22 protein-coding genes are annotated in these 24,222 nt (G+C 42.4%); 12 read left to right on the top strand and 10 right to left on the bottom strand.

Going from position 1 to position 24,222, the window contains the following annotated elements; genetic code table 11:
• Nucleotides 1-187 precede the first annotated feature (187 nt).
• Nucleotides 188-871 (top strand): cell division ATP-binding protein FtsE, encoded by a 684-nt coding sequence (locus tag ABWO12_RS01015; protein WP_353086437.1) that lies wholly within the window; start codon nucleotides 188-190, stop codon nucleotides 869-871.
• Nucleotides 871-1,743, top strand: a complete 873-nt coding sequence (locus ABWO12_RS01020) for a glycosyltransferase family 2 protein (RefSeq protein ID WP_353086439.1) — start codon at nucleotides 871-873, stop codon at nucleotides 1,741-1,743. Before ABWO12_RS01015 ends, ABWO12_RS01020 begins: the two co-directional genes overlap by 1 nt.
• On the opposite strand, the gene ABWO12_RS01025 is transcribed toward ABWO12_RS01020, so the two are convergent.
• The 3 genes from ABWO12_RS01025 to ABWO12_RS01035 are packed head-to-tail and all read right to left on the bottom strand — an operon-like array spanning nucleotide 1,718 to nucleotide 4,286.
• Entirely contained in the window at nucleotides 1,718-2,812 is a 1,095-nt protein-coding gene (locus ABWO12_RS01025) for a glycosyltransferase (protein ID WP_353086441.1), read from the bottom strand. The genes ABWO12_RS01020 and ABWO12_RS01025 overlap by 26 nt on opposite strands.
• The gene (locus ABWO12_RS01030; RefSeq protein WP_353086443.1) at nucleotides 2,809-3,201 is read right to left on the bottom strand and encodes a sugar 3,4-ketoisomerase; all 393 of its coding nucleotides are present in this window, start codon (nucleotides 3,199-3,201) and stop codon (nucleotides 2,809-2,811) included. The genes ABWO12_RS01025 and ABWO12_RS01030 overlap by 4 nt, the downstream gene beginning before the upstream one ends.
• On the bottom strand, nucleotides 3,198-4,286 hold the full coding sequence (locus ABWO12_RS01035; RefSeq protein ID WP_353086445.1) for a glycosyltransferase: 1,089 nt from the start codon (nucleotides 4,284-4,286) through the stop codon (nucleotides 3,198-3,200). The genes ABWO12_RS01030 and ABWO12_RS01035 overlap by 4 nt, the downstream gene beginning before the upstream one ends.
• A 35-nt stretch (nucleotides 4,287-4,321) precedes the next feature.
• Between ABWO12_RS01035 and ABWO12_RS01040 the strand changes: the two genes are divergently transcribed.
• Genes ABWO12_RS01040 through ABWO12_RS01055 form a run of 4 tightly spaced genes read left to right on the top strand, consistent with a single transcriptional unit; the run spans nucleotide 4,322 to nucleotide 8,495 of the window.
• Nucleotides 4,322-5,470: a glycosyltransferase gene (locus ABWO12_RS01040; RefSeq protein WP_353086447.1), complete on the top strand. Its 1,149-nt coding sequence runs from the start codon at nucleotides 4,322-4,324 to the stop codon at nucleotides 5,468-5,470.
• Complete coding sequence (locus tag ABWO12_RS01045) at nucleotides 5,452-7,101, top strand: hypothetical protein (protein WP_353086448.1); 1,650 nt, start codon at nucleotides 5,452-5,454, stop codon at nucleotides 7,099-7,101. Before ABWO12_RS01040 ends, ABWO12_RS01045 begins: the two co-directional genes overlap by 19 nt.
• A complete protein-coding gene (locus tag ABWO12_RS01050; protein WP_353086450.1) occupies nucleotides 7,058-7,918 on the top strand; it encodes a UbiA prenyltransferase family protein in 861 nt (286 codons plus the stop codon). Before ABWO12_RS01045 ends, ABWO12_RS01050 begins: the two co-directional genes overlap by 44 nt.
• Nucleotides 7,911-8,495, top strand: a complete 585-nt coding sequence (locus ABWO12_RS01055; protein WP_353086452.1) for an HAD family hydrolase — start codon at nucleotides 7,911-7,913, stop codon at nucleotides 8,493-8,495. Before ABWO12_RS01050 ends, ABWO12_RS01055 begins: the two co-directional genes overlap by 8 nt.
• On the opposite strand, the gene ABWO12_RS01060 is transcribed toward ABWO12_RS01055, so the two are convergent.
• From ABWO12_RS01060 to ABWO12_RS01070, 3 genes are read right to left on the bottom strand one after another with little or no spacing between them, the layout of a single operon-like run.
• Entirely contained in the window at nucleotides 8,457-9,722 is a 1,266-nt protein-coding gene (locus ABWO12_RS01060; RefSeq protein ID WP_353086454.1) for an O-antigen translocase, read from the bottom strand. The two genes, ABWO12_RS01055 and ABWO12_RS01060, sit on opposite strands and share 39 nt — an antisense overlap.
• Nucleotides 9,719-10,804: a DegT/DnrJ/EryC1/StrS family aminotransferase gene (locus ABWO12_RS01065; RefSeq protein WP_353086456.1), complete on the bottom strand. Its 1,086-nt coding sequence runs from the start codon at nucleotides 10,802-10,804 to the stop codon at nucleotides 9,719-9,721. Before ABWO12_RS01065 ends, ABWO12_RS01060 begins: the two co-directional genes overlap by 4 nt.
• Nucleotides 10,801-11,772, bottom strand: a complete 972-nt coding sequence (locus ABWO12_RS01070; protein ID WP_353086458.1) for a GNAT family N-acetyltransferase — start codon at nucleotides 11,770-11,772, stop codon at nucleotides 10,801-10,803. The genes ABWO12_RS01065 and ABWO12_RS01070 overlap by 4 nt, the downstream gene beginning before the upstream one ends.
• Before the next feature lie 109 nt (nucleotides 11,773-11,881).
• On the opposite strand from ABWO12_RS01070, the gene ABWO12_RS01075 reads away from it, so the two are divergent.
• The 4 genes from ABWO12_RS01075 to ABWO12_RS01090 all read left to right on the top strand — a co-directional run bounded on the left by ABWO12_RS01075 (nucleotide 11,882) and on the right by ABWO12_RS01090 (nucleotide 18,375).
• Complete coding sequence (locus tag ABWO12_RS01075) at nucleotides 11,882-13,693, top strand: T9SS type B sorting domain-containing protein (protein WP_353086460.1); 1,812 nt, start codon at nucleotides 11,882-11,884, stop codon at nucleotides 13,691-13,693.
• A 45-nt stretch (nucleotides 13,694-13,738) separates the two neighbouring features.
• Nucleotides 13,739-14,530 carry a TrmH family RNA methyltransferase gene (locus ABWO12_RS01080; RefSeq protein WP_353086462.1) on the top strand — a complete coding sequence of 264 codons (792 nt, stop codon included), beginning with the start codon at nucleotides 13,739-13,741 and terminating at the stop codon, nucleotides 14,528-14,530.
• A gap of 12 nt (nucleotides 14,531-14,542) precedes the next feature.
• The gene (locus ABWO12_RS01085) at nucleotides 14,543-16,090 is read left to right on the top strand and encodes a serine hydrolase (RefSeq protein WP_353086464.1); all 1,548 of its coding nucleotides are present in this window, start codon (nucleotides 14,543-14,545) and stop codon (nucleotides 16,088-16,090) included.
• A 68-nt stretch (nucleotides 16,091-16,158) separates the two neighbouring features.
• Complete coding sequence (locus ABWO12_RS01090; RefSeq protein ID WP_353086466.1) at nucleotides 16,159-18,375, top strand: RelA/SpoT family protein; 2,217 nt, start codon at nucleotides 16,159-16,161, stop codon at nucleotides 18,373-18,375.
• A 37-nt stretch (nucleotides 18,376-18,412) separates the two neighbouring features.
• Here ABWO12_RS01090 and ABWO12_RS01095 read toward each other — a convergent pair whose 3' ends face one another.
• From ABWO12_RS01095 to rbp, 3 genes are all read right to left on the bottom strand, one after another.
• Nucleotides 18,413-18,628 carry a hypothetical protein gene (locus ABWO12_RS01095; RefSeq protein WP_353086467.1) on the bottom strand — a complete coding sequence of 72 codons (216 nt, stop codon included), beginning with the start codon at nucleotides 18,626-18,628 and terminating at the stop codon, nucleotides 18,413-18,415.
• Nucleotides 18,629-18,642: 14 nt separating this feature from the next.
• The gene (locus ABWO12_RS01100; protein WP_353086469.1) at nucleotides 18,643-19,758 is read right to left on the bottom strand and encodes a DEAD/DEAH box helicase; all 1,116 of its coding nucleotides are present in this window, start codon (nucleotides 19,756-19,758) and stop codon (nucleotides 18,643-18,645) included.
• A 171-nt stretch (nucleotides 19,759-19,929) separates the two neighbouring features.
• Complete coding sequence (rbp, locus tag ABWO12_RS01105) at nucleotides 19,930-20,220, bottom strand: RNA-binding regulator (protein WP_353086471.1); 291 nt, start codon at nucleotides 20,218-20,220, stop codon at nucleotides 19,930-19,932.
• A gap of 377 nt (nucleotides 20,221-20,597) precedes the next feature.
• Here rbp and ABWO12_RS01110 point away from each other — a divergent pair, with 377 nt between their 5' ends.
• The gene (locus ABWO12_RS01110) at nucleotides 20,598-21,050 is read left to right on the top strand and encodes a Fur family transcriptional regulator (protein ID WP_073363774.1); all 453 of its coding nucleotides are present in this window, start codon (nucleotides 20,598-20,600) and stop codon (nucleotides 21,048-21,050) included.
• Between the two features lie 26 nt (nucleotides 21,051-21,076).
• A complete protein-coding gene (locus tag ABWO12_RS01115; protein WP_353086472.1) occupies nucleotides 21,077-22,348 on the top strand; it encodes an adenylosuccinate synthase in 1,272 nt (423 codons plus the stop codon).
• 63 nt (nucleotides 22,349-22,411) lie between these two features.
• Here the strand turns inward: ABWO12_RS01115 and ABWO12_RS01120 are convergent, their stop codons facing one another.
• Entirely contained in the window at nucleotides 22,412-24,175 is a 1,764-nt protein-coding gene (locus tag ABWO12_RS01120) for an alpha-amylase family glycosyl hydrolase (RefSeq protein WP_353086474.1), read from the bottom strand.
• Nucleotides 24,176-24,222: the final 47 nt, after the last annotated feature.

Below are 24,222 nucleotides of genomic sequence, written 5' to 3' on the forward strand. Positions count from 1 at the left end.
TTATAAACATTTTTCTTAACAAAAAGACGATGTTGTGTTCCTTTTCAACATCAAAATCATCCAAAAAAAGCTTGATTCAACCCTCTTCCCATGTGCTCATAGGTGATTGTTTCCCACCCACTTCATAAAATTTATTTTGAAAACCTCCGTTATCTTACTACTTTTACCCCACTTAACAACCATACTTATGTCAAACGCTGTCGTATCGTTACAACAAGCCACTATTTATCAAGAGAATCGGGTTATCCTCTCACAAGTCAATTTGGAAGTCAATCCGGGTGATTTTTTATATATCATTGGAAAAAGTGGTACGGGAAAAAGTAGTTTGATGAAAACTTTGTATGGCGATTTGTCGTTGACCCAAGGACAAGGCCATGTGGTGGACTATGATTTGGCCGCTTTGAAAGAAAAAGACATTCCTTTTCTTCGCCGAAAATTGGGCGTAGTGTTCCAAGATTTTAAACTCCTCCCCGACCGTAGCATTCAAGAAAACATGTTGTTTGTGCTCAAAGCAACGGGATGGACCGATAAAAATGCCATGCAGGATAAAATCGATGAAGTGCTGACCCATGTGGGCATGAAAGGATTTGCAGCCAAAATGCCGCACCAACTCTCGGGAGGTGAGCAACAACGGGTGGCCATTGCACGGGCTTTGTTGAATGACCCGGAAGTCATATTAGCCGACGAACCTACAGGAAATCTCGATCCACAAACGAGTGCTGAAGTCCTGGAATTGTTGAAAAAAATTAACGCCAACGGCAAAACCATCATCATGGCGACCCACGATTATGCGTTGTTGTTAAAATATCCTTCCAAAACCTTAAAATGTGAAGACGGAGCCCTGTTTGAAGTGGTTCAAAAAACGGTGTAATGCTGTCCATACTTCTACCTATTTATCAACTCAATCCATTTCCTTTGGTGAAGGAGTTGCAGCAACAATGCATCGCCTTGGAATTTCCATTTGAAATTCTTGTCTATGACGACTCAACAAATTCAAACACAACCATAGCGGCTAACATCAACAACTTATCACATTGTCATTACCATATTAATTCAAAAACACTAGGCCGAAGTGGTAATCGAAATGCTTTAGCACAAAAGGCCAAAGGGACAGTGCTTCTATTTTTGGATGGTGATATGTGGCCAAAAAGCAAAAATTTCATTGCGCATTATATCGCTTCAAGTACGCATCATCCTGTAGTATTTGGAGGAATTGCTTACCGTGAAACAATGCCTGAAAAAAAATATCAATTGCGTTGGCTTTTTGGTCAATCACGAGAAGCGTACTCGCTGAATCAACGAACAAAAAATCCATATACAACTTGTTTCACTTCCAACTTATTAATCGCTAAAAAGATATTTGATTTATATCCTTTCGATGCAACTTTAACCGCCTACGGGTATGAAGATTTACTTTTCATAAAAACGTTACAACACAATGGGATTCCTATTCATCATATTGAAAATCCAGCCTATCACGATGGATTAGAAGATGCAGACGTTTTTTTGGCCAAAACCACTGAAGCCATTCGCCATGCGGAAAAATTACTCTCGATGGGAAAATTAGAAGTAAGTGATTTGAGGGTTGTTTTTTGGAGTCATCGTATAAAAAAATGGGGCGTTCAACCGTTGTTAGCTCCAATTTTAAGAATAATTGCCCCTGCTTTACAAAAAAAATTAGTTGGACCGTGCCCGAAATTATGGGCATTAGATGCGTTCAAACTATATTGCCTTTGGCGTTAGAACGAATCGATTCTAACAACGTAACCCATTGCTTCATAACTTTTTCAGGTTGAAAACGCGCAACAGACGACATCGCAGTTGAGGCATGTGGAGTATTTGGAAAATCATGTGCAATTTCATTCATTGCCGACAAATAGGCCTCCGAATTACCCTCAGGTATCAAATAACCATGTTCTTTTGTAAGCAATAATGCTCGTGGTCCCACGGGGCAATCATAGGCCACGCAAGGGACTCCACAAGCCATTGCTTCCATTAATGCCATAGGGAGACCCTCAAAACGGGATGTCATTAAAAACATACCCGATTGTGCATAAATTGCTGTAATATCAGGCGTGGGTTCTTTAAAATGTACTGTATCCAAAATTCCTAATGAAGAAGCTTGTTTTTTTGAAGAGGCTTTGGAGCCAGATCCGAAAATATGCAGCTTCCAATCAGGATGCAACGTAATGAATTTAGACCAAATAGGTAAAATACGATCTATCCCTTTTTCATAACTATGGCGTGCGACCATAAGCGCTATTTTTTGAGGATGTCTGGGTAATGGAACAATCCAATTAGGATTTGGAATTACTACGGTTGAGGGCAACTTCCATTCTTCTTTTGCCTTCTCTGACAATACTACTAGACAATTAAAACGGGCAGCCAATCGACGTTTTATAAGCAATTCGAAGATGTATTTTACATTTTTCCATCCCCAATCACTTGACGGATAAATGCGATTGTAGTACGAGCCGTGCACTTCAAAAACCAAAGGAACATTTAACTTAAAAAAAGGAAGAAAGTACCCTTTAAAACCATCACAAACCACTACAACTTCTGGCTTAACTATAGCAACAGTGTCTTTAATTCCACGCCGGTATTGTTGAAAATATGACCAAGGATTGCCCTCCAAACTCAAGTAATATATTTGTATACGTGAATCCAATGGATAAAAAGAAAGTGTTTGGTCATGACATAGGAGGTGAATGTCATAATCAAAATGAGTGACTAAGTAGTTGAGCTTGTATGCGATGACACGTTGCACCCCTCCTTCCCCAGAGACTCTTGGAAGTACATACAACAGTTTCATGAGATAAACTTCAAAAACTCTTTGTAAGATCGAATATATTCTGTTTCATCATAAGGCTCAGAGGCCAGAACCAAACAAACAGCACCTGATGAAAAATTTTCTAGTTCACGCCAGGTATTGTGAGAAATCAATAAGCCTTTATCGGGACGATTAAGAGAAATTCGTTGGGTTGTTTTTCCATCTTTCAACACCACATCAAAACTTCCCGAAACTGCAATAAGTACTTGCTGCAAGGTCTTGTGCGCATGTCCTCCCCTTCGTGCTCCTGAAGGAACATCATATAAGTAATAAACGCGTTTAACTTCAAAAGGAAGTGTATCCCCCTCCAAAATCGCTATATTCCCTTTGGGATTCTTTACTTTTGGTATATCTATCCAATCAATAGTCATAGTTTTTGGCTTATCAAATTTAACCACTGCGCGCCAATCTGCTCCATTGAATATTGTGCAACAGAAGACTTTGCATGGTCTTTACAGCGTAAATATAAGTCTTTATCACTAATCATCCGATTAAGAGCTTGAATAAAAGTCGCTTCATCTTGATTAGGAACCAACAATCCATTGCTTTCATGCTGAATAATTTCACTGGGCCCTGTTGGGCAATCGTAAGCAATTACAGGAGTTCCAAAAACCAAAGATTCCAACAATACGGTAGGAAAACCTTCATTCTTACTCGTTAGCACTGAAAACAAGGCTTTTGTATAATAATCATTTGTATTCGTCACGCGGCCAGGAAAATGAATTAACTTGGAACAGGCCAATTGTTCGGCTTGCCTTTGATACTCTGGTAGAAGATACCCTTCACCTAATACAAACAAATGAATACCTTTTTGAGGTAGTTCCGATTGGGCATACATCGCTAGCAATCGATCATACTGCTTGATTGAATCATTCATTCGTCCTACAGCCAAAATAAAGGGGGGTAAATCCAAGGAGGAAAAAACAGAAAATGTGGGATAGGTTACGGGGATATGAATAACATTTTTTAAACCATATTGCGATTCCAACAATTGTTGAATCCCCTTTGATACAGCAACTACCGCAGCAGCCTTTTTGTATATCCAACGAGCACCCCAACTTCCCATTGGAATATACCACTCGGTTCGAGCACTATGTACCATCAATATGTAAGAACTTTGGTATATACAACGATGAATAAGCAACTCTTGAAGGCTTCTTTTCTTAACACGAGTGTCAATAATAACCGTAAACGTATGGGTTTTAAAAAAATTGCGAAGGGCAAAAAAGCGACGGAAACGATGCAAAAAAAAGGGCGATTTTTTTTTCAACCAACCCAAATTGAATACTTCACCTTTATAAGGATACTCAATCGCATCTAAAACCAAAACATGGTGCACATGAATCCCTTTTTCAACCAAGAACGTTGACAATTGTGCGGAAAATCGCTCGGCGCCACCCCCAGCCAATTGATCGGAAACTAAACAAACGGTTATGTTATTTGATGGTACACCCAAAATTTTCTATTTTAGCACGAACAAATATAACGAAAGTGAGGATATTACTGTTGGGGGAATTCAGCCGGCTGCACAATACGTTGAAAGAAGGGTTGGAAACCTTGGGTCACGAGGTCGTTTTGGTCAACAATGGTGATGGTTTCAAAAACTACCCTGCCGATTATTCTATTCGAGCTCACTTTTTTACTTCTCGCTTAGGAAGCTTAATTCGCAAAGCATGGCATCGCCTCTTTCGGTATGATTTGGCCTTACTCGAACATGGTGTACGATGCTGGGGACTCATTCACAAACTTCAAGGTTTTGATATTGTACAATGCATCAACGAAAAACCCATTCAAACGCTCCCTCGTTTAGAGTATTATTTATTGCAAAAAATTATTCGTCAAAACAAACACTGTTTTCTACTCAGTTGTGGTGTAGATGCGATTAACCTTCCGCATTTATTGGCCCAAAAAGAACGCTACTCTATTCTGACGCCTTATTTTGAAAATCCAACAGCCACTGCGCAGGAATATGCTTTCATGTGGGAATACCAAACGCCTTCCCACCAAAAAATTCATCGATTGCTGATGACCCATTGCCAAGGAATAATAGCTTCCGATCTCGATTATGTGGCGCCTCTAAGCAACCATCCCAAATACCTTGGGTTAATTCCGAATCCAATCAATACGCAGAGAAACAGCTATACCCCGCCTGCTCTCGGTGAAAAAGTGGTTATTTTCTTAGGGATTAATTCGGGAACTTATCTTGTAAAAGGGATTCATTTTTTTGAAAAAGCATTACAGGAAATCCAATCCCGATGGGGCGATCGAACCGAAATTATCATCACCCGCGATGTTCCCTATGCAACCTATCACACGCATTTTCAACGTGCCCATTTATTGTTGGATCAAGTCTATGCATTTGACCAAGGATACAATGCGCTTGAAGCTATGGCCCAGGGGAAGGTGGTTTTCACGGGAGCAGAACAAGAGTTTTTAACGCATTATGGAATACAAGCCAATACGGTAGCCATCAATGCATTGCCCGATGTGGATTATTTAGTGAAACAAATCGAAAGCTTTATTCAATCCCCCGAAAAAATTAAAGAGGTCGGTGAACGTGCCCAAGCATTTATCCGCCAGCACCATGATCACATTTCTATTGCCAAAACCTATTGCCAACGATGGGAGTCCGCAATCTAAGTTTTTACCTCATCCTGATGGCTGGCGCAGCCTATATCGCTACACAGGGTTTGGACCTTTGGGATAGCGGATACATTATCGGTTACAGTTGGCGCATGGCTGAAGGAGAACTACCCTACAAAGATTTTTTTTACAAAGGTCCACCGGCAACACTCTTTCTTTGGTCGATTGGGGTTAAAGTACTACCCGTTTGGGGACAGTATTATTTTTTAAAACTTATCAATTGGTTGCTTTTCGGTTGGCAAACACAGTTGTGGCTAGCGGGAATTGAGCGTGGTTTGGCGTGGAAAATACCCAATCGCAACCTTATCGGATGGATTGGAGTTGTTTTTTCTGTTCAGTTTTTTCCTATGTATCCTTGGCCTACCACAGACGGACTGTTGTATAGTGCAATTGCTTTTTATTTGTGGACCTTGTGTTTTAAAACCTATAAAATCAACTTTTATATTCTCTGGATCGGACTTTTTAGTATAGCAGCCGCTTTGACCAAACAATCTTTTTATGCGGTTCCAGTTGCTTTTTTATGTGCCACAGCCCTACGCTATCCGTGGCGAACAGTGGGGTATCTTTTCCTGAGTCAACTGTTGGGATTGGGATTGTTTCTCGGATCACTTACATCCTTTACCTCCTTGGAAAATTTTCTCTCACACACTACGGGAGAGACCACCCTAACCGCGTTAATTTACAGTGGCGTAATCAATTATTTCACTGTTTATCAACAACTTGAACTCCTTTGGGCTCCTTTACTTTGCATGGTGTTGGCCTGGGGAATATGGGTATTGAAATCGCGCTGTCGTTGGGAAAAAAGTTTGCAATTATTAGGACTATGCTTTGGAATCTATGGTATAATTTGGGCGGTTGTTGTCTCTTTTCAAGAGGGCTCGCGACTCCTCTGGCTTGGAATAGTAATCGGTATGATGGCTTTATTGGGTACCAAAACTAATCGACACAAAGCGAGTGTTTTGGGAATCGTTTTGGCAGTGGCATGGTGTGCCGCCATCAGTTTGGGCTATCCTTTCCCAATTTTGATGGGAACTAGCTTATTGGTACTTTTGCTGTGGCTTTTACAAACGCATTTCCCGTCTTACACGTCACTCTCTCAAGGTATTTTGATCATCGGAATAATTTGTGGAACGGCCTACCAATACCAACCCTATGCCGAACGTCCGCTCAATGAACTGCATTACGACTTGGGCACAGTGAGTCCAAAACTCGCCGGTATAAAAACGAGTAAAGTACATTACGAAAAGTGGCAAGAACTCCAAAAACTCCAGCGTCAATTTTGCCATAAAACACCAATTGTTGCTCCCAATATGGCTTTGTTTTATTATGCTATGGACATTCAAAATCCGCTCCCAGCCGATTGGTTGTTGAATTGGGAAATTCATCGCGATCCCAAAACCTTGTTGGAGATTGCCAGTTCGAAAGAAAACGTTATTTTCGTGGAAAAGTCTTTTGTACGCGGGAATGAACATTTCATGCCCCAAAAACGTGAGGATTTTAGTATGGTTACGGATTATATCGTTCGTCACTTTCGTCTTCAACAGGAAACAAAACATTTTTTGATTTACAATGGAACTCCCTTAGATGCACCCTTACCTCAGACTTCTTCGCCCCGAACATTACCTTAAAAACAGCTTTGTAGGGGCACCGCTTTTTTTTGCAGGTCATGAACTCGGGAAAGGGATTTGGCCTACGCTGGGTACCTTTGTTGCCTTTTGTGGTATGGCAAGTGCCGTTTACATTTTCAATGATTACCATGATATCGCCGAAGACCGACTGCATCCTGAAAAAAAGAAGCGTCCCTTGGCAGCAGGCAGCATTTCGGTGCAATCAGCTTGGCGTTTGGGTGGGTTACTTTGCCTATTAGCAATAGTTTTGGGCTATTACATACATCCTGGAGTAGCTGTGGTACTCGGAGTCTATGCCCTAGTCAATGTAGCCTATACACTACAACTTAAAAAGTGGCCTTACCTCGACATCACCATTATCGCACTCGGTTTTGTCCTCCGTTTGGTGGCAGGAAGTTATGCAAGTCAGGCAAACTTATCATCGTGGATTTTGGGAGAAACGTTTCTTCTCGCTTTATTTTTAGCCTTGGCCAAACGACGCACCGAAGTCCTTCTTTATAATCGTGGCCTGGTAACGCGCAAGAATATTGACCGCTATAGACTAAAATGGGTTGATTTTGGACTGATCGTATTGAGTATACTTTTACTTTCGGGCTATATTTGGTATTGCTTTACCCCCGAAGTTATGCGACGTTATGGCTCTGAATGGGTAGTGGTATCGGCAGTTTTTGTTGCGATTGGACTCTTACGCTACCTCCAATTGGCTTTAATGAAACAAACCCTTAAATCGCCGAATAGTGTCTTGCTTGACGATCGCATTATTCAAGGAGCGCTATTGGGTTGGATTATCTTTTTGGGAGGATTGTTATATGGCTAGTGAAAAATTGATTTTGGTGGACTTTGATCATACCTTGTACCGTGGGGATAGTTTAGTAGAATTTACCCGATATGCGGTGGGAACACGCCGATGGTTTTGGGGTATAGTCCGATTAATGCCTATACTCATCGCATATCGAGTCCAACTACGCGATGGAGCTTTTACCAAAGCGACTTGGTTGCGCTATTTCTTTGGAGGATGCCCTGCCGACAAATTTCAAGCCATGGGAAAATCATTTGCGTTAGATCAAATTGACCGTCACCTCAACACCACACTTTACCACTATTTAAAGATACAACACAACAGCACGATTGTCATTGTCACCGCCTCGGCAGCAGAATGGATTGGTGCTTGGACTGAAAGGGAGGGCTTTCAGCTTTTAGCCACAGGTTTGAAATTTGCCGATGGAAAGTTAAAAGGAGAACTAGAGGGTACCAATTGTAATGGACCTGAAAAGGTGCGGCGCGTTAAAAAGAGCTATGAATTGAACCAATACTCAACAATTGAAGTCTATGGAAATGGTCGAGGTGACCGCGAACTATTGGGATTGGCGAAAGCGGTACAACAACACCAATAGCAAAAGATAAACCGCATAATTTAGGGTATAGGCATACAATAAACCCAACAGACCATAGATTGGAATCCACAAGGAACATAAAATATACAGTAAGGCCAAGGAACCCATTTCGGTGATTAAAAATTGAAATGTTTGTCGTTTGGCAAAAAAACGATACCCCAACAATAAAGCTAAGGCTTTACAAAAATCACCTAGCAATTGCCAGACCAATACCGAAGTAATCGGCTGAAATTCATCGGTATATAAAAATGTAATTAAAGGATTGCGCAACAGGTAAATCAAAAGCAATCCCAATCCAAAAAGCGGTATGATTTTTCCATAATACGCTCGAAAGACTTCCCAATCGGCAGTACGACTTTCTGATTGCACCAGCTTGGGCAGGAAATACAATCCGATGAGGGTAGTGACAAAAACAAAATAAAATCCCGACAACCGATTCAGTGCTTCCCAATATCCCGCTTGTTCCAAACCATGAAAAGCAATCAATTTTTTTCGAATAAGAATCAGCACCCAAGGTCCTACCACAGAGGACGCCAATGCCATGAGCGAATAATGACTTAAATTGCGGATGAATGACCATTGTACCATAGGTCGGAATTGTTGTAATGTTTTTCGAAGCACCCAAACAGATAAACCAAACGATACCGCAGGGGCAACAACGACGGCCAATAAGGCGCCCCAAGTGGCATAGTAATACACCAACCCAACCGTAGCACCTAATCCCAAAACAGCGCCTAAGGTTTGAATTTTAACCACCTGACGAAAAGCCTCCAATCCGTTGAGAATCGCTACCAAAACAATCGCCACTAGATACCAAGGTAATGCTGCGGCAATCCACCACCATAAGGAGGTATCAGTGGTAAATCCTTCCAGTAACATAGGATTCCAAAGCACAGCCAAACTCCCAATTCCTATGGAAGTTAGAAGCGCAACTGCCGTTAACACAGTCAATACCGTATTTATAAATGTAGCTTGTTTATTGTGGTCATTGCGGTATTCGGTGGTGTATTTGACAATTCCATTGGTCATGCCAAGCGTGGCTATATTTTCTACGGCAGTGATAAAATTTCGAAGGTTGCCCACCCATGCCATTCCCGTAGGTCCGATACATAGGGCCACTACTTTAGCCGAAATCAATCCTGTCCCCATACGCACTAGTACCGACAGACTATTGAGCGAGGTAATCCGCCAGAGTTCATGTTCTTTTATGTATTGGCGCCATTTCACCCTGGAAATGCATTTAAACAGTCAATAATAACTTGCTGTTCCTCAAAAGTAAGTACGGGACTTATCGGCAAACTCAACACTTCGCGATGCAACTGTTCAGTCACTGGTAGGGCATCGGTTGCGATATTTTGTAATGCCGCTTGTTTGTGAGGCGCTATAGGATAATGAATCATGGTTTGAATTCCATTGGCCAACAAATAGGCTTGCAACGCTTCGCGCTTTGGTGTTCGAATTACATACAAATGAAAAGCATGCAGTGATGGATCAGCCACCTGTGGCAATTGTATTTGGGGATGATTAATTCCTTTAGCATACCGTGCAGCCAATTGGCGACGGTGCTCATTTTCGTCCAACAAATGAGGTAAGCGCACCTGTAAAAATGCCGCTTGAAGTTCATCCAAACGCGAATTGGTTCCAGGCAACGTATGTACATATTTTTCGGGAGATCCGTAATTGCGAAGAAGACGAACCTGCGCGGCAACTTCGGGATCATCGGTTACAACAGCCCCAGCATCGCCTAGTGCGCCCAAGTTTTTACCGGGATAAAAACTGAACGTTTTACAATAACTTCCAAAAAACGAAATTCCATGTGCTTGGGCAGCGTCTTCAAAAAGTGCCAACTGATGTTCCTCGGCCAAAGCGGCCAAAGCTTCCATCGATGCCCGTTGACCGTACAAATGCACCACCATAATCCCTTTTACTTTAGGCGTAATAGCACGTTTTGCTTGTATTGAACAAAGGGTAAACGTCACCGGATCGGGTTCGACTAACACCGGAACCAAGCCCGCTTGCTGGATACCCAAAATGGTGGCAATATACGTATTGGCAGGCACGATAATGCCATCGCCTTCCTGCAAGCGACCCAGTTGAATATAAGCCCGGAGTAGTAGTGCAATGGCATCCAATCCGTTGCCAACTCCAATGGCATAACGAGCGCCGCATAAAGAGGCAAATTCAGACTCAAATTGCTGTACCGCGTCGCCCAAGATAAACCATCCTTTGTGGAGCACTTCGTCCAGTTTTTGATGGTAGGCCTCAGAATAGCGCGCGTTTATTTTTTGAAGGTCTAAAAACGGAATCATAGTAAAACCTGACTTAAATGGGTGTGATGTGCAGTGGCCACTCGATAAAAATGTTGAACAACAGGTTGCGCACCATACGATTCTTTCCAAAACTGTAATCCGCTGTTGACTTGTTTGCCTTGATTTTCATTGGAAATGCCAAAATCAAATACCTCACATTGGGCATACACTTCGGTTATCAAATGATGGTATAAGAAGTCCAAAGCTCCAGTTTCAGAGCGGCGTTGGTCGGCAGCTACATATTGCGGATGGGCCACCCTACCGGTATCAAAAACCGTAGTTCCAGCCACCAATTGCGCTCCTTCATACACGTTAAAATGGCGAATGTGATGTGGGAATTTTTGGTGTAAATAGGTTATTTCTTCCACAGAATGTACCGGTTGCGTTTGATGTCGATCGCGTAAGTTGGGAATCAATAAGGTATGCCAAAACGCCTCAAAATGAGTTTCCTCTACCAAAGTGAGTCCGTTTTTTTGTCCTCTACGAATACTCTCCCTGCGGGTTTTACTAATGGCCAACGGCTGCCGCAAATTGACCGTAGCTAATAAATCGGCGCGATGAATCTTTGCCCCACACAACTGCATCAAATAAGCAATATCACCATTGAATTCGCCACAATAAAAGTGAGGAATCTCTTTGAGATATAGTGTTGCAAATCCTTGGGCTTCCGCATATGCCAACAAAGCTTTGAATATTGCCAACACCTCCGAAAAATGAAGCCCTTTCAAAAGCACCAATCCGCCATAGGTTAACCCATAATGCGAATAAAGGCCTTCTTCAATACGATGCGCTGGCAAAACAGCATAGAATCGGCCATTTTTTTCAACGCATAAAGAAGCATCATGAAATCGATCGGCATGGTACTCCATAAAATGCCGGTGAAACAGAAAAGTACCATTACGGGACTGGGCTACAAAAGCATTCCAGGCATCAAAATCGGCGGGGGTATATGTTCTAACCTGATACAAATCGACTGGCTATCTGTGAATTAAAATGTTCAAAGGGCAACAAACCCTTTTCAAAAATACGCATAAATCAAAATAAATCACTAATTTTCGAAACATTAAACAGTTTTCAATGTACTTACGTTTACTTTTATTCATCGCCTACTGTTGTCTTTTTCCAAGTGAAATGAATGCCCAAGACATCACCTTATACCAACAATTTAACGGCCGCTACGACTTTACTTTTGTGGGGAATACCCTCAATTTGGGGGAAAATAATACAAGTCAAGGGTGTGCCGAATTGATTGCGCCGTCTTCGAGTGCATTGATGAATTTAACCCCAAGCCAACAATTGCACAAAGCTTATTTGTACTGGGCTGGCTCGGGATCGGGCGATACTACAGTTCAACTGAATGGGCAACCGATTTCGGCGCAACGACTATTTACCAATACTTTAATAAATAGTGGACTCACCTATTTTAGTGCTTTTGCCGAAGTCACCGAAGCCGTGGCAAGCACAGGCAATGGAACCTATACGTTATCCGAATTGGATGTTAGCGCAGTACTGAATTCTAATGCGGGGTATTGCACCAACCGCACGAATTTTGCGGGCTGGACATTGGTTATCATTTACACCGACCCTACACTACCCATCAACCAATTGAATCTTTATGATGGGTTACAAAATATCCCTACTTCTATTGATATCACGCTGACTAATTTGAATGTGGTGGATAATGACGGAGCCAAAATTGGTTTTGTTGCCTGGGAAGGCGATCGCGGGTTGGCCGTAAATGAAAGTTTACGCATCAACGGGACTGTTTTGAGCAATCCACCACTGAATCCCGCCAATAATGCGTTTAATGGAACCAATAGCGTTACGGGGAGTAACCAATTGTACAATATGGATTTGGACATTTATTCCATTCAAAACAATATCCAATTGGGCGATACCTCTGCCTTGATACAACTCACTTCAGGTCAAGATGTGGTGCTGATGAATGTTATTTTAACCAACTTCAATAGTCAACTCCCTGATGCCGTTTTGGCTATTGATGCCATAGAAAAAATCTGTGATTCCAAAGTGATCACCTTGCAATATACAGTCTCCAATCCAAATGCCACCGACCCTTTGCCAGCCAACACCCCCATAGCGTTTTATGCTGAGGGAATCTTACTGGGACAAACGGTTACCCAAACGATACTTCCTATCAATGGGAGTGAATCAGGACAAATTACGCTAACATTACCCAATACCATTGTTTCAACATTTACGGTCGTGGGTCAGGTAGATGATACAGGCAATGGACAAGGGGTAGTTTTGGAGTTGAACGAAACCAATAATGGAGCGAACTTTTCGGATACCCTTATTTTTAAACCCGAGGTGACTGATTTAGCGCCTTTGGTGAGTTGCAACTTAGGATTCACCCGTGGGAACTTTAATTTTCAAAATTATGCCGATACCGCTTTTGATGCGAGTGAGGCAACGTTTATTGGATTTTATGAAAGTTTTGCCAACGCTGATGCCGGAATCAATCCGATCGCCAATCCCGAAGATTATACGGCTTTACAAACACCCCAAACCATTTATTTTCGGGTTGAAAATGCAAGCTGTTATCAAATTGGACAATTTGAGTTACAAACAAAAAATTGCCCCCCAAGGATTTACAATTACGTTTCTGCCAACAATGATGGAGCCAATGATTTCTTTACTATCGAAGGACTTTACGGCATTTTTTTCCAATTTGAGTTAGAAATCTACAACCGATGGGGGCGTTTGGTTTGGAAAGGAAATCATACACAATCGCCCTGGGACGGATTTGCCAACCAACCTCATACCGTGAGTAACTACATTTCCCCAAAAGGAACCTATTATTACATACTGAGATTAAACGACCCGAGCTTTCCAGAACCCTACGTCGGTTGGTTGTATTTCACCTTTTAAGAATTCCTACTTTTCTTGTATTTTAGCCGTTTAAAATCAGTTGTTTTGAAACAAATACAATCGCCTCAAAATCCATTGATAAAATCGTTGCTACTCCTGCAAGAAAAAGCCAAAGCGCGCAAACAATCGGGAACTTTTCTCATTGAAGGCCAGCGGGAAATCACGTTGGCTTTGCAAGGAGGATATCATTTGGAAACGGTTTTATTTGTCCCCGAAATGATTGAAATAAAACCCCTTCAGTCCAAATTACCCCAAACGGTAGCCTGGATTGAAATCAGTCGAGAAGTCTATCAAAAATTAGCCTATCGCGATACCACAGAGGGAATTATTACGGTTGCAAAAATAAAAAATCACAAACTCGAGGCGTTGATTCTCCCTCAAAACCCGCTGCTACTTGTGGCAGAGGCTATTGAAAAACCTGGAAATCTAGGCGCTTTGTTACGAACTGCCGATGCCGTGGGCGCCGATGCCGTGGTAATTGCCAATCCCAAGACCGATTTGTACAATCCCAACATTGTGCGTTCGAGTGTGGGTTGTTTATTTACCAATTCAATTGCCACGGGAACTTCAGCCGAGGTTATTTCTTTTTTACAACAAAAAAACATTGCCATATACAGTGCCACGTTGCAAAACGCCAACGCCTATCATGAAAATGATTATACAGGACCAACCGCTTTGGTCGTTGGAACAGAAGCTACCGGACTCACTGAAGCGTGGCGTGAAGCCGCAACACAAAACATTATCATTCCCATGTCGGGGACCATCGATTCGATGAATGTATCGGTAGCCGCCGCAATTTTACTTTTTGAAGCCAAACGTCAACGCGGCTTTACATAAAATCTTTCCCCCATGAAACAACTCTTTTTTTCAATGCTTTTCCTTTCCATAGGAAGTGTACAAGCCCAAATTACTGAAGCGCAAGTCGATGATGTGGTCGAACGAACCCGCAAAGCCTTTAATGTTCCCGGAATCGCCGTAGGCATTGTCAAAGATGGAAAACTAGTGCTAGCCAAAGGATATGGAATACGAAATACCAAAACCCAGGAAAAAGTCGATGCCCAAACCTTATTTGCGGTAGCCTCCAATACCAAAGCCATGACAGCAGCGGCCTTGGGACAGTTGGTCGACCAAAAAAAATTACACTGGGACAATAAGGTGGTACAATACCTTCCTAATTTTAAAATGTATAATGCGTATGTAACCGCCGAATTTACTATCAGGGATTTACTGACGCATCGCAGTGGCTTAGGATTGGGCGCAGGAGATTTGATGATTTGGCCCGACGGACATAATTTCACGCGAAATGATATCGTGCAAAACATCCAGTATTTAAAACCTGTATCTGGATTCCGGGCCCGATACGATTACGACAATCTGCTGTATATTGTTGCAGGCGAAGTTGTTGCAAAAGTAAGTGGTCAATCGTGGAATGCCTATGTGGAACAACATTTAATGACCCCTTTACGCATGTCGCGTAGTGCCACTTCTTGGGAACGGGTAAAAGATACCACCAATTGCAGTGTACCGCATGTGCCTACCGAGAATGGACTACAAGTGATTCCGCGCTACACCAATTCAATTTTTGATGCCGCTGCTGGCGTGTATACCTCGGTTGAAGATTGGAGCCATTGGGTTATAGCGCAGTTGCAACAGGGAACTTATGGACCTTTGGCAACGGAAACCCTTTTTTCGAAAACCACACACCAAGAAATGTGGAAGCCCCAAACGTTGATGCCTATCACCGGAGTGGCCCCCTACCGATGCCATTTTAAAGCCTACGGACTGGGCTGGCAATTGACCGATATCAACGGTCATTTACAAGTTTCACACACGGGAGGTTTGGATGGAATGGTCACCCAAACCGTACTGTTTCCTGAGCTCCAACTAGGCATCATCGTGTTTACCAACCAACAAAGTGGCGCCGCTTTTACCGCAATTTCCAACACCATCAAAGATGCCTATTTGGGTTTGAAACACCCCGATCATGTAACCACCCTACAATCGGATCGTGCCACCAAAGAAGCGCAAGCCGATCAGATTACTGCTGCCATCTGGCGTCAAGTAGCCGAAAACGAGCAAGCAAAAGGCTATCGCCCGAAAAAGTTCATGCTGGGGGAGTATCATGACCCTTGGTTTGGAGCGGTCACCATCAGCGAAGGCAAAAACAAAATTTTATTTACCTCCCACCGTTCGCCTCGCCTTACGGGCACACTTCACTGGGTGAAAGACGATCACTTTGCCGTAAAATGGTTCAACCGCAGTATGATGGCCGACGCTCATGTGTATATAAAACGAAATGCCGATGGAAAACTCATCGGTTTTACCATGGCGCCTATTTCGCCATTGACCGATTTTAGTTACGATTTTCAAGATTTGGAGTTTACAAAAGTCGATTAGAAAAAGCCATTTGAGTGTTGCAAAATTGCCTGAAAAAGTTGTACATTTAGCCAACTAAGCGATTTCCCATGCACGAGATAGATTTAGAAGAAGAAAAAAAAGCCCTAGCACGCGAGTACAAGGAGCTGTTGCGGATTAGTTACCAAACCTTAACCGAGGACGATAAAAAACTGATTCGCAAAGCCTTTGATGTAGCTGTAGATGCCCATAAAGACCAACGTCGGAAGTCGGGAGAAGCCTATATTTTTCATCCCATCGGAGTGGCCAAAATAGTCGCCTCCGAGATTGGATTGGGGGCTACCGGAATTGCAGCGGCGTTGTTACACGATGTGGTGGAAGACACTCCTATTTCGGTAGAAGATATTGAGCGCTTATTCAATCCAAAAATTGCGCAATTGGTCGCTGGATTGACCAAGATTTCGCAGGTTAAAAAGGACATGAACATCTCGATGCAAGCCGAGAATTTCCGTAAAATGTTGCTCACCTTAAACGATGATGTTCGAGTCATTCTCATCAAAATCGCCGATCGCTTGCACAACATGCAAACCATGGATTCCATGCCGCAGTACAAGCAGGAAAAAATCGCTTCGGAAACCCTGTACATTTATGCCCCACTCGCCCACCGTTTGGGCTTGTACAACATCAAAACGCAGTTGGAGGACTTAGGGCTAAAATACACCGAACCCGCCATTTATAGTGACATTGTAAGCAAAATTAAAGAAACCAAAGAGGAGCAAGATGCCTATATTAAAATGGTATCCGATGTGTTACGCAAATCGTTGGATGAAGAAGGGATTGAGTATACGTTGAAAGGCCGTCCTAAGTCTATTTACTCCATCCGACGTAAAATGCTGGTGCAACGGGTCACTTTTGATGAAGTGTACGACAAATTCGCCCTTCGGATTATTTACAAGTCCAATCCCCATGATGAAAAATTCCTAGCCTGGAAGATTTACTCTGTTGTAACCGACCACTATCGCCCGAGTCCGAGCCGCCTTCGCGATTGGATTTCCTCCCCCAAATCGACGGGATATGAAGCCTTGCACATCACTGTTATGGGTCCGAAAGGCCGCTGGGTCGAGATTCAGGTTCGCAGCGAACGCATGGATGAAATTGCCGAAAAAGGGTATGCAGCCCATTACAAATACAAACAAGGAGCCACTGAAGAATCGGGCTTAGAAAAATGGCTGAACCTGTTGAAAGAAGCCTTAGAAAACTCTGAAACCAACGCGGTTGACTTTGTGGAGGATTTCAAAATGAACTTGTATGCCAAGGAGATTTTTGTTTTCACCCCCAAAGGCGAAATCAAATCGTTACCGAAAGGGGCTACTTCTCTAGATTTTGCTTTTAGCATCCACTCCGAAATCGGGATCAAAACGCGCGGTACTCGGGTCAATGGACGATTAGTGCCTTTAAACCATGAATTAAAAAGTGGCGATCAGGTTGAAGTCATCACCTCCCCACACCAAAAGCCAACGATCAACTGGTTGGACTATGTAACGACCTCTCGTGCAAAGAATAAAATTCGCAGCGTTCTCAATGAAAACACCAAAAAAATTGCCGAAGAAGGCAAGGAATTGCTCATGCGAAAACTGAAGCATTTGAAGATTACCTTAAATGAATCGGTGGTGAATGAGTTGGTGAATTATTTTAAACTGAAAACCAGTTTGGACCTGTTTTACCGGGTGGGAATTGGCGCAATTGAAAACCAGCAATTGAAAGACTATGCCGCCCAGAAAAGCAATACGTTGATTAATTTCTTTAAGAATAAAATCAAACGCAGCCATAGCAACAATCCCGAAGAAATCAACCGACCCGAGTTGACGAGCAACTATGATCTGTTGGTTTTTGGTAAAGAACAAGACCGCTTGGATTACAAGCTGGCGTCCTGTTGTAATCCTATTCCAGGAGATGAAGTTTTCGGATTTGTAACCATCAACGAAGGCATCAAGGTGCATAAAAAGGACTGTCCCAATGCTATTAGCTTACAATCCAATTACGCCTACCGCATTATGCAAGCCCGTTGGATCGATTCAACCAAACAAGAGTTTAAAGTGATGCTAAACATTACAGGAATGGATACTTTGGGCTTAACTAATGAGCTAACCAAAGTGATTTCCAACCAAATGCATGTAAACATACAAAGCATTTCCTTGAGTGGCGAAGCGGGAATTTTCAACGGACAAGTTACCGTGATTGTTCAAAACAATCAGATTTTAAAGCGCATGATTGAAAATATCAAAAAAATTGACGGTATTGAAAAAGTGACGCGCGTGTACAATTAAGTAAAGTAACCTATTAGTCTATAAAAAAGGAATCCAATTAACCGTTGGATTCCTTTTTTTCTACTTTTTTATCCTCAATTTTGAGAGGCTTAGTATCGGTAAAATGACCGTTTTCATCCACATAGATGAGCATGCTATCAAACCCTTTGCCCTTGTTATTGTGTAACTTTCGGTCGGCTTTCTTTTGATCTTTTTCTTTTTGTTTGAGGATTTTTTTCTTGTGTTGTTGTTTTTTGGAAAACGAGTCTGCCATAGAGAATAATCGAATTAATGAGTAAGTTGATGAATTGGTTTGCCATTTTGTTTGACGATTTGACGCCACATGGCCGATTCGTTGGGCGTACAAAAACTAATCGCTTGACCGCTCAATCCGGCGCGACCTGTGCGACCGATACGATGGACATAGGTCTCCACTTCGGTCGGTAAGTCGTAATTGATCACCAAAGGCAAGGCTTCGATATCAATGCCACGGGCGGCAATGTCGGTAGCCACCATCACTTGAATGATTTGCGCTTTGAAATCAGCCAATGCTTTTTGACGGGCCGATTGCGACTTGTTGCCGTGAATAGCTGCCGCAGTAACGCCTTGTTTGCTTAATTTTTGAACCAATTTATTAGCACCGTGCTTGGTTTTGGTAAACAACAAACATTGGTGCCCGTTATGATTGCGCAATACCGATAACAAAATCGGTTCTTTATCTTGCGGTTCCACAACATATACGGCCTGTTCAATAACCGCTTTAATCGACGACACCGGTTGGGCATCAACTTGCTTTGGATTGTTGAGAAAAAGCGGAATTAATTTGCGAATGGTATCGGGAAATGTGGCCGTAAAAAACAAGGTCTGACGCTGTTGCGGTAAAAAACGCAATAAGGCTTTCATATCGTGAATGAATCCCATGTCGAGCATGCGATCGGCTTCATCCAAAACAAGGGTTTCTAAATGGCGAAGATCGATAAGATTACGGCGTAATAAATCCAATAATCGCCCCGGAGTAGCCACAATAATAGCCGGCTTTTGGTGTAACGCTTGAATTTGTTTTCCTTCCGAAACACCGCCAAAAATGGGCTGAGAACGAAAAGGCAATCCCGAGCCCAATTGTGTAAAAGTAGCTTCAACTTGTAGCGCCAATTCGCGGGTGGGAGTCACCACCAAAACACGGATTTGTGCCGAAGTTGTGGGTTTATTTTGGGATAGTTGTTGTAAAATGGGCAACACGAAAGCAGCGGTTTTTCCGGTTCCTGTTTGCGCACAACCAATTAGATCGTGGCCTTGTAACAAAAGGGGAATGGCTTTCTGTTGAATGAGTGAAGGCTGGGTGTAGCCCGCTTCGGTGATCGCTTTTTGGAGCACGGGAAGCAATGAAAAATCTTGAAATGTCATAGGATCGAATGTAAAATTAAATTCGAACTTCCTATAGTATTCGTCTTATGAAGTAGAAAGGGAAAAACAGGATTGACCAACAACACACAGAACGCCAAAATAGACGTTCTGCATTGTTGTAGGGCTATAGAGCGACTCTTGCACGCCGAAAGGCAAATACCAAGAAGTCGATTAGTACCTTTTGTACGATTGAAACGAGTTACGCGATTGTGGACGCTCTTCACGAGGACGTGCCTCAGCAACGTTAATGTCGAAATTGTCTACTGTAGTGTTGTTTAATCCTTGAATCGCGCGTTGGCCTTCTTCTTTTTGAGCCATTTCAACGAAAGCAAATCCACGAGGACGTCCCGTTTCACGATCAGTAATAATTTTTGTAGAATTAACTTCACCATACGCGCTGAATAATTCGCGCAAATCTGATTCTGAGGTATGGTAGCTCAGGTTGGAAACATAAATGTTCATAATAAAATTGTTTTAATGATTAAAAAAAGGCAGTACTGAAACGCCAAAACTGAAAAAGAAAAGAAGTCATTAAAACAAAATTCACTATCCAGAACGAGCATTGGCAGAGAACCAATCGGGTACAAAGGTAGCGGTAAAGTAACGTTTCCGCTTTCAAAAACACATTTATTTTCATTTTTACAGTCATACCAAGGGTTGCCAAAGCAGGTAAAACGAATAAAAAAGGGAATCCAGCGCTTAAACCAACGATTTTTAAACTTCAAAAAGGCATCATCGTTGCCCAATTTTTACAGCTGTTTAGGGAATGAAAATAGGAATCGTTTAAAAATGAGCGTCAAGTTTTGCCTCTTGGCAACAAAAAAGTATCTTTGTAACCTATGACACAAATTGCTTCGGATAACGCTAAAAATCAGGAGACCGTAAAGAATGTTTTTACGGCCTATTTGGAAACCAACGGGCATCGAAAAACACCCGAACGCTATGCCATTTTACAAGAAATTTACGATAGTGAAGAACATTTTGACATCGAGAATTTGTATATCAAAATGAAAAACAAAAACTATCGGGTGAGTCGAGCGACCTTGTACAATACCATTGAACTCCTTCTCGATTGTGGACTGGTGCGTAAACATCAATTTGGTCAAAATCAGGCGCATTACGAAAAATCATACTTCGACAAACAACACGATCATATTATTATGACCGATACAGGCGAAGTGATCGAATTTTGTGATCCACGTATTCAAACCATCAAAAAAACCATGGAAGAAATTTTTGGGATAGAAATTCACAACCATTCCCTCTATTTCTACGCCAGTAAAAAAGCATAACTCCACACAACACAAACAACACAACAATGACTGTAGATTTACTGTTAGGATTACAATGGGGTGACGAGGGCAAAGGAAAAATTGTCGACGTACTCACCTCAAAGTATGACATTATTGCCCGTTTTCAGGGCGGACCCAATGCGGGGCACACCTTAGAATTTGATGGTATCAAACACGTATTGCGAACCATTCCTTCTGGGATTTTTCATGCTAATTCCATCAATATCATCGGGAATGGTGTGGTAATTGATCCTGTGGTCTTTCAAAAAGAAATTGAAGGCTTGGCACAATTCAATATGGATGTAACGTCCAAACTGTTCATTTCACGAAAAGCACATCTTATATTACCGACCCACCGATTATTGGATGCCGCCTCAGAAACCGCCAAAGGAAAAGCCAAAATCGGTTCTACTCTCAAAGGTATTGGTCCAACCTACATGGATAAAACGGGACGCAACGGTATTCGTGTAGGCGATATTGAGTTGAATGACTTCAGGGATCGCTACCGCCAATTGGCCAATAAACACGAGGAAATGATTAAGTTCTACGATGTGGCTATTCAATACAATTTGGCAGAAATGGAAGCTGAGTTTTTTGCCGCTATCGAAGATTTAAAAAAATTGACCTTTATCGACAGTGAAGAATATTTAGCCCAAGCCCAAAAAGCTGGAAAATCCATTTTGTGTGAAGGCGCTCAGGGATCCTTACTCGATGTGGACTTTGGAACCTACCCTTTTGTGACTTCCTCCAATACAACTGCCGCAGGAGCGTGTACCGGATTAGGTATTGCACCCAATAAAATCAAAGACGTTTTCGGAATATTCAAGGCCTATACTACACGAGTAGGAAGTGGCCCCTTCCCTACTGAATTGTTTGATGAAGTCGGCGCTACAATGGCTCGAGTAGGCAACGAATTTGGATCGGTTACAGGACGCCAACGCCGCTGCGGTTGGTTGGACCTCGTAGCTTTAAAATATGCCATTCAAATCAATGGGGTGACCCAATTAATGATGATGAAAGGCGATGTACTTTCGGGATTCGAAACGTTGAAAGTCTGTACCGCTTACCAATACACGGGGAAAACCATTCACCATTTGCCCTACAACATTGAAGAGGAAAATGTCACGCCAATTTACACGGAATTCAAAGGCTGGAACGCCGATTTAACTGGATTAACAACCTATGACAGTTTGCCTCATGAGTTAAAAGAATATATCGCATTTATCGAACAGGAAGTCGAAGTACCTATTAAGGTTGTCTCTGTTGGTCCCGATCGAAAACAAACGATAGTGAGATAATAAAAAATGCCCCAAATAGTGTCTAACTTTTTGGGGCATGTTCAATTGAACGGTTTTTTTGCTTTATAACTTTAACACCAAGGATTCACTTCCTTTTAACTTCACTGGAAGTTGCCCTTTGCCCTGACTCACTTTCAAAGAAACCGTAGTGCCGTACAAAACATCTTTCATGGGATATGTACCGTCTTTGAGTCCCCACAACCGAATCAACTCAGCGGGAATTTGCAACGTGTAATCCACCTCACGGTACGAATCAAAATTAGACACAACGATCAACTTCTCCGTGGCCGACCAACGTGCAAAAGCGTATTGCTGTCCGTCGTAATTGGGTGTTGACGCATTGGGTGCGTGTAAGTCCATATAATTGCCCATCACCGCCGAACTTTTGGCACTAAAGGTCAATAATCGTTTGTAGAAATCCCGGAGTGCTTTTTCACTATCCGAAAGTTGTCCGCCATCAAATTTACCGTTGTTCATCCATCGTTGGTGATGCGGTACGCCCACGTAATCAAAAATACTGGTACGCGTTGGTTTTCCAAAACCACCTTCCTCCAAACCGGGTTCGCCTACTTCCTGTCCAAAATAAATCATAATAGGAGCTGAACTCAAAAGGGTTGAAACCACCATTAAGGGTTTCCCGCGTTCTGGGGTTCCCGCAAAATCAATACTTGCCAAACGTTGCTCGTCATGGTTATCTAAAAAGTGTAACATGTGACGCTCAATATCTTGGTTGCGTTTGCGAATGTCGGTCAATCCATCAGAAAGCGCCTGTCCACGAATCATTGCTTTCAAATGATCATAGGTTTCCACCTTGTCGTAGAGGTAATCCATTTTACCTTTAAAAATGTAATTGCGGTACTCGTTGGGATTGTATACTTCGGCCAAAAGAAAGGCTTCAGGATTTTTCATTTTGATCGAGGAGTTCAAAAAACTCCAAAATTCATAAGGAACCATTTCAGCCATATCATAACGGAAACCATCGACTCCTTTTTCCAACCAATACAGGGCAATCTCGCGAAACTTCAACCACGAATTGGGCACATCCTTGTCTTTCCAATACGCGTAATGCTCCGCATAGGTTTTTTTCTCAAAACCCTCAGGCAATTCAGGGAAATCTTTGGAACCATCGGGACGGATACCATAATTTACCTTAACTGTTTCGTACCAATCGTTTATATCAGGCTTTGCCGCACGAGAGCCGTTTCCGGTCCATTTGGCTGGATTTTCATCAAATTGTCCATCCAATAACGGATGTTCATCCCCGCCAAGAGGCTTGTAATCGGGTGATGTGGGCACTTGAAACGGTTGCCCTGGAATGTAATAAAAATTATTATTGCGATTGTACTCTTGCGTCACGTCATCGTCTTCCCCAAAGTCTTTTACACCCTCGGGTTTTGACAAACTCTTGTATTTACGGGCAATGTGGTTGGGAACGATATCAATGATGACTTTCATCCCGTTTTTATGGGTGCGTTCAATCAAGGCTTCAAACTCTTGCAATCGCGTCAAGGGATCGACAGCCAAGTCGGGATTCACATTGTAATAATCCTTGACAGCATAAGGCGAACCCGCTCGTCCTTTGACCACATCGGGATCGTCGTCAGAAATGCCATACGGTTTGTAATCTGCCACCACCGCATGATGGGGAACTCCCGTATACCAAATGTGTGTAACGCCCAACCCTTTGATTTCCTCTAGCGCTTTGTCGGTAAAATCATTAAATTTTCCAACGCCATTTTCTTCTTTGGAACCCCAAGGTTTGTTGGTGGTGTTGGTATTGCCAAATAATCGGGTAAAAACTTGATAAACGACTTTTTTCTGTTCCACAGGTGTTACTTTTTTGGGGGGTTGTGATGGAGTTTTGGGGGCTTGTG

Source organism: Flavobacterium sp., from assembly GCF_040379285.1.
Lineage (GTDB): Bacteria > Bacteroidota > Bacteroidia > Flavobacteriales > Flavobacteriaceae > Flavobacterium.